At 54.5% G+C, this 12,528-nt stretch carries 11 protein-coding genes and 1 pseudogene; 7 read left to right on the forward strand and 5 right to left on the reverse strand.

All coding sequences use genetic code 11. The annotated features are described in order from the left end of the window. Positions 1 to 4: 4 nt before the first annotated feature. The 5 genes and pseudogenes from leuD to leuL all read right to left on the reverse strand — a co-directional run. Positions 5 to 604, reverse strand: a pseudogene (gene leuD / locus QRD42_RS08285) (3-isopropylmalate dehydratase small subunit); the annotation flags it as partial. Positions 605 to 614: 10 nt separating this feature from the next. Further along, positions 615 to 2,015: a 3-isopropylmalate dehydratase large subunit gene (gene leuC, locus QRD42_RS08290; RefSeq protein ID WP_321988610.1), complete on the reverse strand. Its 1,401-nt coding sequence runs from the start codon at positions 2,013 to 2,015 to the stop codon at positions 615 to 617. Between the two features lie 2 nt (positions 2,016 to 2,017). Then, positions 2,018 to 3,109: a 3-isopropylmalate dehydrogenase gene (gene leuB / locus QRD42_RS08295; protein ID WP_072570576.1), complete on the reverse strand. Its 1,092-nt coding sequence runs from the start codon at positions 3,107 to 3,109 to the stop codon at positions 2,018 to 2,020. After that, the gene (gene leuA, locus QRD42_RS08300) at positions 3,109 to 4,680 is read right to left on the reverse strand and encodes a 2-isopropylmalate synthase (protein ID WP_072570578.1); all 1,572 of its coding nucleotides are present in this window, start codon (positions 4,678 to 4,680) and stop codon (positions 3,109 to 3,111) included. The genes leuB and leuA overlap by 1 nt, the downstream gene beginning before the upstream one ends. Before the next feature lie 92 nt (positions 4,681 to 4,772). Then, positions 4,773 to 4,859 carry a leu operon leader peptide gene (gene leuL, locus QRD42_RS19605; RefSeq protein WP_099458810.1) on the reverse strand — a complete coding sequence of 29 codons (87 nt, stop codon included), beginning with the start codon at positions 4,857 to 4,859 and terminating at the stop codon, positions 4,773 to 4,775. Between the two features lie 629 nt (positions 4,860 to 5,488). Here leuL and leuO point away from each other — a divergent pair. The 7 genes from leuO to ftsL all read left to right on the forward strand — a co-directional run bounded on the left by leuO (position 5,489) and on the right by ftsL (position 12,517). Continuing rightward, entirely contained in the window at positions 5,489 to 6,433 is a 945-nt protein-coding gene (gene leuO, locus QRD42_RS08305) for a transcriptional regulator LeuO (RefSeq protein WP_072570580.1), read from the forward strand. Between the two features lie 307 nt (positions 6,434 to 6,740). Continuing rightward, a complete protein-coding gene (ilvI, locus tag QRD42_RS08310) occupies positions 6,741 to 8,465 on the forward strand; it encodes an acetolactate synthase 3 large subunit (RefSeq protein ID WP_321988611.1) in 1,725 nt (574 codons plus the stop codon). A gap of 2 nt (positions 8,466 to 8,467) precedes the next feature. Further along, complete coding sequence (ilvN, locus tag QRD42_RS08315) at positions 8,468 to 8,959, forward strand: acetolactate synthase small subunit (RefSeq protein WP_072570582.1); 492 nt, start codon at positions 8,468 to 8,470, stop codon at positions 8,957 to 8,959. 180 nt (positions 8,960 to 9,139) lie between these two features. Beyond that, positions 9,140 to 10,144, forward strand: a complete 1,005-nt coding sequence (cra, locus tag QRD42_RS08320; RefSeq protein WP_072570584.1) for a catabolite repressor/activator — start codon at positions 9,140 to 9,142, stop codon at positions 10,142 to 10,144. A gap of 608 nt (positions 10,145 to 10,752) precedes the next feature. Continuing rightward, on the forward strand, positions 10,753 to 11,211 hold the full coding sequence (gene mraZ, locus QRD42_RS08325) for a division/cell wall cluster transcriptional repressor MraZ (protein WP_072570586.1): 459 nt from the start codon (positions 10,753 to 10,755) through the stop codon (positions 11,209 to 11,211). Between the two features lie 2 nt (positions 11,212 to 11,213). Further along, entirely contained in the window at positions 11,214 to 12,155 is a 942-nt protein-coding gene (rsmH, locus tag QRD42_RS08330) for a 16S rRNA (cytosine(1402)-N(4))-methyltransferase RsmH (protein WP_318363859.1), read from the forward strand. Continuing rightward, positions 12,152 to 12,517: a cell division protein FtsL gene (ftsL, locus tag QRD42_RS08335; protein ID WP_072570590.1), complete on the forward strand. Its 366-nt coding sequence runs from the start codon at positions 12,152 to 12,154 to the stop codon at positions 12,515 to 12,517. Before rsmH ends, ftsL begins: the two co-directional genes overlap by 4 nt. Positions 12,518 to 12,528: the final 11 nt, after the last annotated feature.

Here is a 12,528-nt window from a genome sequence, read left to right on the forward strand (position 1 = left end):
AGCGCATAAACGCCGGTTGTTTTGCTTCGTAAGACGCGATGGCGTCGTCGTGCTGCAAGGTCAGGCCGATGCTGTCCAGCCCGTTCAGCATACAGTGGCGGCGGAAGGCGTCGATGTTAAAGCGGTAGGTTTTATCCCCGGCCTTCACTTCCTGCGCTTCCAGATCCACTTCAAAGCGGATCCCCGGATTGGCCTTCACCAGCTCAAACAGTTCATCCACTTCGGCGTCGCTCAGTTTCACCGGCAGCAGCTGGTTGTTAAAGCTGTTGCCGTAGAAGATGTCGGCGAAGCTTGGGGCGATCACCACTTTGAAGCCGTAATCGGTCAGCGCCCAGGGGGCGTGCTCACGGGAGGAGCCGCAGCCAAAGTTTTCCCGCGCCAGCAAAATGGACGCGCCTTTGTAGATCGGGAAATTAAGCACGAAGTCAGGATCCGGCTGCTGGCCTTTGTCGTCCAGGAAACGCCAGTCATTAAACAGATGCGCGCCAAAACCGGTGCGGGTCACTTTCTGCAAAAACTGCTTCGGAATGATCGCGTCGGTATCGACGTTGGCGGCATCCAGCGGAACCACCAGGCCGGTATGTTGAATAAATTTCTCTGCCATGATGGTGTCCTTATTTCAGGTTGCGAATGTCAGCGAAGTGACCGGTGACGGCGGCAGCCGCTGCCATGGCCGGGCTCAGCAGGTGCGTGCGTCCGCCGCGGCCCTGACGTCCTTCGAAGTTACGGTTGCTGGTGGAGGCGCAACGCTCGCCGGGGTTCAGGCGGTCATTGTTCATTGCCAGACACATGGAGCAGCCCGGCAGACGCCATTCAAAACCGGCTTCGATGAAAATCTTGTCCAGCCCTTCCGCTTCCGCCTGAGCTTTCACCGGCCCGGAACCCGGCACCACCAGCGCCTGTACGCCCGGCGCGACTTTGCGCCCGCGGGCGATGTCAGCCGCCGCGCGCAGATCTTCAATACGCGAGTTGGTGCAGGAGCCGATAAATACTTTATCGATAGCCACCTCGGTCAGCGGCACGCCCGGTTTCAGGCCCATGTAGGCCAGCGCTTTTTCCGCGGAGGCGCGTTCGACCGGATCGGCAAAAGAAGCCGGATCGGGAATAATATCGTTCACCGAGATCACCTGGCCGGGGTTGGTGCCCCAGGTCACCTGCGGGGCGATCTCTTCGGCGCGCAGCGTCACCACACGGTCAAACTCTGCATCTTCGTCGCTTTTGAGGGTGGACCAGTACGCCACCGCCTCGTCAAAATCGTGGTCTTTCGGCGCGTGCAGACGGCCTTTCACATAGTTGAAGGTGGTTTCATCCGGCGCGACCAGGCCCGCTTTCGCGCCCATCTCAATCGCCATGTTGCACAGCGTCATGCGGCCTTCCATGCTCAGGGCGCGGATCGCGTCGCCGCAAAACTCCACCACATAGCCGGTACCGCCGGCGCTGCCGGTTTTGCCGATGATCGCCAGCACGATGTCTTTCGCGGTGATCCCCGGCGCTGCCTGGCCGGTGACTTCAATCTTCATGGTTTTCGCGCGGCCCTGTTTCAGGGTCTGCGTCGCCAGCACGTGTTCCACTTCCGACGTGCCGATGCCGAACGCCAGCGCGCCAAATGCGCCGTGGGTGGCGGTGTGGGAATCGCCGCAGACGATGGTCATGCCCGGCAGGGTGATGCCCTGTTCCGGCCCCATCACGTGCACGATCCCCTGATACGGGTGGTTCAGATCGTAAAGTTCGACGCCGAATTCATTGCAGTTCTTGATCAGCTCCTGCATCTGGATGCGCGCCATTTCGCCGGAGGCGTTGATGTCTTTGGTCTGCGTCGAGACGTTGTGATCCATGGTGGCGAAGGTTTTACCCGGCTGACGTACCGGGCGCTTGTGGGCGCGCAGGCCATCAAACGCCTGCGGCGAGGTCACTTCGTGCACCAGATGGCGGTCGATATACAGCAACGGGGTTTCGTCTGGCGCTTCATAGACGACGTGCGCATCAAACAATTTTTCATACAAGCTCTTAGCCATGATCACACCCCTTCGGAAACATAACGGGCAATAATGTCGCCCATTTCATCAGTACTGACGGCCGCGCCGCCGTGGGCCAGGTCACCGGTACGCACGCCTTCTTCCAGCGCGCGGTTAATGGCGACTTCAATGGCCGTGGCGGCCTCGTTCGCGTCCAGGCTGTAGCGCAGCAGCAGCGCCAGCGACAGGATCTGCGCGATCGGGTTGGCGATATTTTTCCCGGCGATATCCGGCGCGGAGCCGCCGGCGGGTTCGTACAGACCAAAGCCCTGCTCGTTCAGGCTGGCGGACGGCAGCATACCCATGGAACCGGTGATCATCGCGCATTCGTCAGACAGGATGTCGCCGAACAGGTTAGAGCACAGCAGCACGTCAAACTGCGACGGATCTTTAATCAGCTGCATGGTGGCGTTATCGATATACATATGCGCCAGTTCAACGTCCGGGTATTCCTGCGCGATTTCGTTAACGATTTCGCGCCACAGGATCGACGACTGCAGGACGTTCGCTTTATCGATGGAGGTCACTTTGTGGCGGCGTTTACGCGCCGATTCAAAGGCGATACGCGCGATGCGTTCGATCTCAAAACGGTGATACACCTCGGTGTCGAACGCTTTTTCGTGCTGACCGCTACCTTCGCGGCCCTTCGGCTGACCAAAGTAGATGCCGCCGGTCAGTTCACGTACGCACAGAATGTCGAAGCCGTTCGCGGCGATATCGGCACGCAGCGGGCAAAAGGCTTCCAGCCCCTGGTACAGCTTCGCCGGACGCAGGTTGCTGAACAGCTTAAAGTGTTTACGCAGCGGCAGCAGCGCGCCGCGCTCGGGCTGCTGATCGGGCGGCAGCTTTTCCCATTTCGGGCCGCCGACGGAGCCGAACAGCACCGCATCGGCCTGTTCGCAGCCTTCAACGGTGGCCTGCGGCAGCGGGTTGCCGTGGCGGTCAATGGCGATACCACCCACATCGTAGTGGCTGGTGGAAATACGCATGTCAAAACGGTTACGGATCGCGTCCAGTACTTTCAGGGCTTGCGCCATCACTTCCGGGCCAATGCCGTCGCCCGGCAAAACTGCAATATGATAATTTTTAGACATCACACGGTTTCCTGATTGTTTTCTTTAATAGCTTTGCGTTGCAGTTCTTTTTCGACTTCGTTAGCACGCCAGATATTGTTCAGCACGTGCACCATGGCTTTGGCGGAGGATTCCACGATATCGGTGGCCAGACCCACGCCATGGAAGCGACGCCCGTTATAGTTCGCCACGATGTCCACCTGGCCCAGCGCGTCTTTGCCGTGGCCTTTGGCGGTTAACTGGTATTTCACCAGCTCAATGTTGTAGTCGGTGATGCGGTTGATCGCCTGGTATACGGCGTCGACCGGGCCGTTGCCGTTGGCGGCTTCGGCTTTCACGTCATCACCGCATGCCAGCTTCACGGAGGCGGTGGCGATGTCGTTAGAGCCTGACTGCACGCTGAAGTAATCCAGACGGAAATGCTCCGGCTCTTCCTGCTGCTTATTAATGAAGGCTAAGGCTTCCAGATCGTAATCAAAGACCTGGCCTTTTTTATCCGCCAGCTTCAGGAAGGCGTCGTACAGGTTGTCCAGGTTGTAGTCGCTTTCTTTATAACCCATCTCGTCCATGCGGTGTTTCACAGCGGCGCGGCCAGAGCGGGAGGTCAGGTTCAGCTGCACCTGGTTCAGACCGATGGATTCCGGGGTCATGATTTCGTAGTTGGAGCGGTTTTTCAGTACGCCGTCCTGGTGAATACCGGAGGAGTGGGCGAAAGCGCCGGTGCCGACAATCGCTTTGTTGGCCGGGATCGGCATGTTGCAGATCTGGCTGACCATCTGGCTGGTGCGCCAGATTTCCTGATGGTTGATACGGGTGTGCACCTTCATGATGTCCTGGCGTACTTTGATCGCCATGATCACTTCTTCCAGCGAGCAGTTACCGGCACGCTCGCCGATACCGTTCATCGCGCCTTCGACCTGACGCGCGCCGGCGTTAACGGCGGCCATGGCGTTGCCGACGGCCAGCCCCAGATCGTCATGGGTATGCACAGATATAATGGCTTTATCAATGTTCGGCACGCGCTCATACAGGCCGCTAATGATACTGGCGAATTCGAACGGCATGGTGTAGCCGACGGTATCAGGAATATTAATGGTTCTGGCCCCGGCGTTGATCGCCGCTTCGACCACGCGCGCCAGGTCTTCAATCGGCGTGCGGCCTGCGTCTTCACAGGAGAACTCCACATCGTCGGTATAGTTACGGGCGCGTTTGACCATGTAGACCGCGCGCTCAATCACTTCATCCAGCGTACTGCGCAGTTTGGTGGCGATGTGCATCGGGGAGGTGGCAATAAAAGTGTGAATACGGAAGGCTTCCGCGACTTTCAGCGACTCCGCCGCTACATCAATATCTTTCTCCACACAGCGCGCTAAAGCACAGACGCGGCTGTTTTTAACCTGACGGGCGATGGTCTGCACAGATTCAAAATCGCCAGGGGAGGAGACAGGGAACCCGACTTCCATGACGTCAACACCCATACGTTCCAGCGCCAGCGCGATTTGCAGTTTTTCTTTCACGCTCAGGCTTGCCTGTAATGCCTGTTCACCGTCACGTAAGGTCGTATCGAAAATAATGACTTGTTGCTGGCTCATGGTTTAGGTCCTTTTCTGTCTGAGGGCGCTTTGCTACGAGCATAAAAAAACCCGCGCAATAGCGCGGGTTCGTTATTCTACCGGGAGATGACTTAATTCTGCGTGTCGCCCACCAGTCCACCGCGCAAGGAAGATGCGTTTAGTAGTAGTAGACCGGCGAAACGAACGTGGCGAATCATGTGTCATGCTCCAGATGAATACAATATGCTTCTAGTGGTACTGGATACGTAATCTGATGTCAACCCCCGATCCCGGAAATGCACTTTTTTAAGCGCGTCAGCCGTATGGCGTGATGAGGTAATTGTGCTGTATCTGACAGCAAAGGCAGTGACATCCTTTTTCAAAAAATGACGCGCTTGCATTTTGTGACAAATACACATGACTGCTTATTTTTGTTCGCAAGCCGCAATGACGATTTTCCTGTCTGTATCGCTATGATTTTCCATTACTTGTTTCAGATACTGGTTTTGTCTCAGGAATATATTGTTAAGTATTGTACTTATCATGTTAATTCTCTGGTGCTTTATTGTTTTGAGTTAAGAGAAACTGAAATGGCGATTAAATAAAAGTGATTATGTATATTCATGGTGTTTATGTTTTTATTTGCGTCAAGTTATACGGTGAATGTGTTGATCACTAATACGCCGCATTGATTACCAAATTTAATCTCTTTACTCATCAAGAGATCTTTATATATTCCTATTTTGTAAAAATCTTCTTTTGCTTGTTTCATATGCATGGTAAATAATATTTCACGAAATTATTACTGCATAAGTAAAGGGAGGTTGGCGTGACAGTGGAGTTCAATATGCCCGAAGAAAACATTACCAATATTAATCCATCCGAAGCGACGAAACCCAAGCTGCGAATGGTCGACCTTAATTTACTGACGGTATTTGATGTGGTGATGCAGGAGCAAAACATCACCCGCGCCGCGATGCATTTACAGATGTCGCAACCCGCCGTCAGCAACGCGGTTGCCCGTCTGAAAGTGATGTTCGATGATGAGCTGTTTGTCCGCTATGGCCGCGGCATCCAGCCCACTGCGCGCGCTTTCCAGCTGTACGGATCTGTTCGCCAGGCGTTGCAGCTCATTCAGAATGAACTGCCGGGAGCGGGTTTCGAGCCGATTAACAGCGCACGGGTATTTAATTTATGCGTCTGTAGTCCGCTGGACAATTATCTGACGTCGGTGATTTATAATCGCGTCGAAGAAATGGCCCCCAATATTCATTTAGTCTTTAAATCTTCCCTCAATCACAATACTGAACATCAACTGCGCTATCAGGAAATTGAGTTCGTGATTGGTTATGAAGAATTTCGTCGTCCGGAGTTTTCCTGTATTCCTCTGTTTAAAGATGAAATGGTGCTGGTGGCCAGTAAAAAACATCCGCGCCTGACGGGGCCATTACGGGAAAGCGATGTTTATAATGAAGAGCACGCGGTGGTGGCGCTGGATCGTTATGCCTCTTTTAGCCAGGCATGGTATGACACGCCGGAAAAACAGCGCTGTATCGCTTATCAGGGCATGGCATTAATTAGCGTTCTGAATGTCGTATCGCAAACGCATCTGGTCGCTATTGCGCCGCGCTGGTTAGCGGATGAATATGCCGAGAAATTAGAATTACAAATTCTGCCGTTACCGCTGAAATTGAATAGCCGCACCTGTTTCCTTTCCTGGCACGAAGCGGCAGGGCGCGATAAGGGCCATCAATGGATGGAGGAGTTGCTCGTTTCCGTCTGCCGTCGTTAAATCTTAACAGACGCGCAGCGTCTTATTTATTCTGTTAATCATTTATAATGCAATATTTTCTACTAATGCATTTTTAACGTCAGCCTTCGCGCGACGTTAAAAATGCATGATTACCTGTCTCATTCCCTTTTACCGTGACGATTGGTCATCGTCTTTACTTATCATGGTGTATTCTTCTTTCTGAGCTTCGCCGACCTCTTATTTCTTCTTCCTGATGACTGTCGGGCTAAACCTTTGCCAATTGCCTGCCTGATTTTGAGCGGTTAAGGTGATCCTCAAATAACAAAATAACGCCTGGAGGCAAACCATGGAGATGTTGTCTGGAGCCGAGATGGTCGTCCGATCGCTTATCGATCAGGGCGTAAAGCAAGTATTCGGTTATCCCGGAGGCGCCGTCCTTGATATATATGACGCCTTACATACGGTAGGGGGCATCGATCATGTGCTGGTGCGCCATGAGCAGGCGGCGGTGCATATGGCAGACGGGCTGGCACGCGCGACCGGTGAAGTCGGCGTCGTGCTGGTGACTTCAGGACCGGGCGCCACCAACGCCATTACCGGTATCGCTACCGCGTATATGGACTCTATTCCGCTGGTAGTGCTTTCCGGTCAGGTGGCGACCTCGCTGATTGGCTACGATGCCTTCCAGGAGTGCGACATGGTGGGCATCTCCCGCCCGGTGGTGAAGCACAGTTTCCTCGTCAAACAGACAGAAGACATACCCGGCGTGCTGAAAAAGGCCTTCTGGCTGGCAGCGAGCGGCCGTCCCGGCCCGGTGGTGGTCGATTTGCCGAAAGACATTATGAACCCGGCGAACAAATTCCCTTATGTGTGGCCCGAGTCGGTCAGCATGCGTTCTTATAATCCAACCACCCAGGGGCATAAAGGCCAGATCAAACGCGCGCTGCAAACGCTGATCGCGGCGAAAAATCCGGTGGTTTACGTCGGCGGTGGAGCGGTGAACGCGGGCTGCGAAGCACAGCTGCGCGAGCTTATCGAAAAACTCAATCTGCCGGTGGCGTCATCATTAATGGGGCTGGGGGCGTTTCCGGCCACGCACCGTCAGGCGCTCGGCATGCTCGGGATGCACGGCACTTACGAAGCCAACATGACGATGCACCATTCCGATGTGATCTTCGCCGTTGGCGTGCGTTTCGACGATCGCACCACCAATAACCTGATGAAGTACTGTCCGAATGCCACCGTGCTGCATATCGACATCGATCCCACGTCCATTTCAAAAACCGTGGCGGCGGATGTGCCTATTGTCGGCGATGCGCGTCAGGTGCTGGAGCAGATGCTGGAACTGCTGGGACAGGAAACCTCCAGTCAGCCGCTGGACGATATCCGCGACTGGTGGCTTAAGATCGACCAGTGGCGCGCCCGGCAGTGTCTGAAATATGACACCAGCAGCGAAAGCATTAAGCCGCAGGCGGTGATCGAAACCATCTGGCGCTTAACCCAGGGCGACGCCTATGTGACTTCCGATGTCGGTCAGCACCAGATGTTCGCCGCCCTCTATTATCCCTTTGATAAGCCGCGTCGCTGGATCAACTCCGGCGGCCTCGGCACCATGGGCTTCGGCCTGCCCGCGGCGCTGGGCGTAAAAATGGCGCTGCCGGAGGAAACGGTGATCTGCGTGACCGGTGACGGCAGCATCCAGATGAACATTCAGGAACTCTCCACCGCGTTGCAATACGAGCTGCCGGTGCTGGTGCTCAACCTGAATAACGGTTATCTGGGTATGGTGAAGCAGTGGCAGGACATGATCTATTCCGGCCGCCACTCCCAGTCCTATATGAACTCCCTGCCTGATTTTGTGCGTCTGGCGGAAGCCTACGGGCATGTGGGCATGCGCATTACTCATCCAGCCGAACTGGAAAGCCAGCTGGCAGAAGCCCTTGCGCAGGTACGCAACAATCGTCTGGTGTTTGTCGATGTCTGCGTGGATGGCAGTGAACACGTTTATCCGATGCATATTCGCGGCGGCGGCATGGATGAGATGTGGTTAAGCAAAACGGAGAGGACCTGATTATGCGCCGGATATTATCTGTGTTACTGGAAAACGAGTCCGGGGCCTTGTCCCGCGTGATCGGTCTGTTTTCCCAGCGCGGCTATAACATTGAAAGCCTGACCGTAGCGCCCACTGACGATCCCACGCTTTCGCGCATGACCATTCAGACGGTGGGCGATGCGAAAGTGCTTGAGCAGATCGAAAAGCAGCTGCACAAGCTGGTGGACGTGCTGCGCGTCAACGAACTGGGGCAGGGGGCGCACGTTGAGCGTGAGATCATGCTGGTGAAAATCCAGGCCAGCGGATACGGGCGTGAAGAAGTGAAGCGCAACGCCGAAATCTTCCGTGGACAGATCATCGACGTGACGCCGTCGATTTACACGGTTCAGCTTGCCGGCACCAGCGATAAGTTGGACGCTTTTCTGGCGACGATCCGCGATGTCGCCAAAATTGTCGAAGTGGCACGCTCCGGCGTGGTGGGTCTGTCTCGCGGCGATAAGATCATGCGTTAAGACGATAGCGCCAGCCTAAATCCCGGCCCGACACTCCCTGTCGGGCTTTTTTTTGCGAATTCAATTGAAAGCATGCGCGAAAGCGGTTGCCGCAGTGACTATTCTGCGTTTAGATGTTATGGAATTTAACCTATATCCTCAAAAAGGTTATGGAGTATCTTTTTTTCTTGAGAGGCAATTGTGAAACTGGATGAAATCGCCCGGCTAGCCGGCGTCTCACGTACCACAGCCAGCTATGTCATCAACGGTAAAGCTAAGCAGTATCGTGTCAGCGATAAAACCGTTGAAAAAGTTATGGCCGTGGTCCGTGAGCATAACTACCATCCGAATGCGGTAGCGGCCGGGCTGCGTGCAGGACGTACGCGATCGATTGGACTGGTTATTCCCGATCTGGAGAACACCAGTTATACGCGGATTGCAAACTATCTGGAGCGCCAGGCGCGGCAACGCGGCTATCAGTTACTGATTGCCTGCTCCGAAGATCAGCCGGATAACGAAATGCGCTGCATTGAACATCTGCTGCAACGACAGGTGGATGCCATTATCGTCTCCACCTCGTTACCGCCAGAGCATCCATTTTATCAGCGCTGGGCTAATGACGCGTTCCCCATCGTCGCCCTCGATCGCGCGCTGGATCGTGAGCACTTCACCAGCGTGGTCGGTGCCGATCAGGACGACGCCGAAATGCTGGCCGCCGAATTGCGCACCTTCCCCGCTGAAACGGTTCTTTATTTAGGCGCGCTGCCGGAGCTGTCGGTAAGCTTCCTGCGCGAGCAGGGATTCCGCACCGCCTGGAAAGACGATCCGCGCGAAGTGCAGTATCTCTACGCTAACAGTTATGAACGGGAAGCCGCCGCGCAGCTATTCGAAAAGTGGCTGGAAACACACCCGATGCCGCAGGCGCTGTTCACCACATCTTTTGCGCTGTTGCAGGGCGTGATGGACGTCACGCTGCGTCGCGATGGCAAGCTGCCATCGAATCTGGCTATCGCCACCTTTGGCGACCACGAACTGCTGGACTTCCTGCAATGCCCGGTACTGGCCGTCGCGCAGCGTCACCGTGATGTGGCGGAGCGCGTGCTGGAGATCGTCCTGGCAAGCCTTGATGAACCGCGCAAACCGAAGCCAGGCCTGAGCCGTATCCGGCGTAATCTGTACCGCCGCGGCATACTTAACCGTATTTGAGTTCCACCCGAAAGGCAGCCATAGCTGCCTTTTTCTTTTCTGCTGGTTTTAAATTATCACGCCTGCTTAAGAATCAGATTAATCCTTAAAAAATTCAGGGGCGTTAATAACGAAGGCGATTAATTATCTGTGGCCTGTTTTTCATCATTATAAGAAGTAAGCATTCGTATATTTTGAATTGTTTTGTTACATCCTCATCTGATTTGCCGAATTAACCATCACTTTTCCCGGCGGCTTTTATAAATTGCGCTTATGGCCGCGCAGCCGCGGCATGCGCAGCTTTAACGGGCGCTGTCATCTGAATGCAATATGGCTTAAAATGCCGCCCGCGTCGCAAACTGACACTTTATATTTCAGCACTGCTAAGAAGTGTGAGGGAGCGCTCATGAAGAAATTCGGTTTATTTTCTTACAAATATTCATGACGTTAATTTGCAGTGCAGGTAGGGCAAAATTTCCCCGGTGCCGATCGCTGTCTGAAGCTGGCTGGCTTTTAAATCGCTTAGCGTCAGTGCTGGCTTGACAAGCTTTTCCTCCGCTCCGTAAACTCCTCCAGTGGAGATTTGTGGGATAAAGTGGTGAAAAGGGTCATGGTGAGGTGAAACTGGCATGTTCCGTGGAGCAACATTAGTTAATCTCGACAGTAAAGGCCGGCTCGCTGTGCCTACCCGTCATCGGGAATATCTGGTCGGGCACGCTTCTGGTCAACTGGTTTGCACCATCGACATCCACCACGCCTGTCTGCTGCTTTATCCTCTCCCGGAATGGGAAATTATTGAGCAAAAATTATCGCGTCTGTCGAGTATGAACCCGCTGGAGCGACGTGTGCAGCGTTTACTGCTGGGCCATGCCAGTGAATGTCAGATGGACAGCGCGGGCCGTTTACTGATACCGCCCGTTTTACGGCAGCACGCCGGACTAAACAAAGAAGTGATGCTGGTCGGGCAGTTTAATAAATTTGAACTGTGGGATGAAACGACCTGGTATCAACAGGTCAGGGAAGATATCGACGCTGAGCAATCTGGTGCTGAACAGCTTTCAGATCGATTGCAGGATTTGTCTCTATAACGATGATGGATAATTTTAAACATACTACGGTTCTGCTGGATGAAGCGGTTAACGGCCTTAACATCCAGCCGGACGGCATTTACATTGACGGCACCTTTGGCCGCGGTGGACATTCACGTTTGATCCTCTCTCAGTTGGGAGCGGAAGGTCGCTTACTGGCTATCGATCGCGATCCAGAAGCCATTGCCATTGCTAATACCATTGATGATCCCCGCTTTTCTATTGTGCACGGGCCTTTCTCGGCGCTGGCAGATTACGTTGCTGAGCGCGGGCTGACCGGCAAAATCAACGGCATTCTCCTCGATCTGGGCGTTTCTTCTCCGCAACTTGACGATCCTGAGCGCGGCTTTTCCTTTATGCGCGATGGCCCGCTGGATATGCGTATGGATCCAACGCGGGGCCAGTCTGCCGCCGAATGGCTGCAAAACGCGGACGAAGCTGACATCGCCTGGGTGCTGAAAACCTTCGGCGAAGAGCGTTTCGCAAAACGTATTGCGCGCGCCATTGTCGAGCGTAATCGTCTCGATCCGATGACCCGCACCAAAGAACTGGCGGAAGTGGTCGCTGCGGCCACGCCGATTAAAGATAAGTTTAAACACCCCGCGACCCGTACCTTCCAGGCGGTGCGCATCTGGGTTAACAGTGAACTGGAAGAGATTGAGCTGGCGCTAAAAAACTCGCTCAACGTGCTGGCCCCGGGAGGCCGGCTTTCCATCATCAGTTTCCACTCCCTTGAAGACCGCATTGTGAAGCGCTTTATGCGTGAAAACAGCCGTGGTCCGCAGGTTCCGGCGGGATTACCGATGACGGAAGCACAACTCAGCAAGCTGGGTGGCCGTTATCTGCGGGCATTAGGCAAGTTGATGCCGGGCGATGAAGAAGTGGCAGAGAACCCACGCGCCCGTAGTTCAGTTCTGCGCATCGCAGAGAGGACGAACGCATGATCAGCAGAGTGACAGAGACCTTCAGCAAGGTTAAAGAATCGTTAGGAAGCAACGAGCGCCATGCCTTGCCTGGTGTGATCGGCGACGATCTTTTGCGATTTGGGAAACTGCCACTCTGTCTGTTCATTTGCATCATTGCCACGGCGGTGACGGTAGTCACTACCGCGCACCATACGCGCTTACTCACCGCCCAGCGCGAACAGCTGGTGGTGGAGCGCGATGCGCTGGACATCGAATGGCGCAACCTGATCCTTGAAGAGAACGCGCTCGGCGATCACAGCCGGGTTGAGCGGATCGCCACCGAGAAGCTGCAAATGCAGCATGTCGATCCTTCGCAAGAAAATATTGTCGTACAAAAATAAGGACTTACCCG

The organism is Enterobacter sp. PGRG2 (genome assembly GCF_030291195.1).
Classification (GTDB): domain Bacteria; phylum Pseudomonadota; class Gammaproteobacteria; order Enterobacterales; family Enterobacteriaceae; genus Enterobacter_D.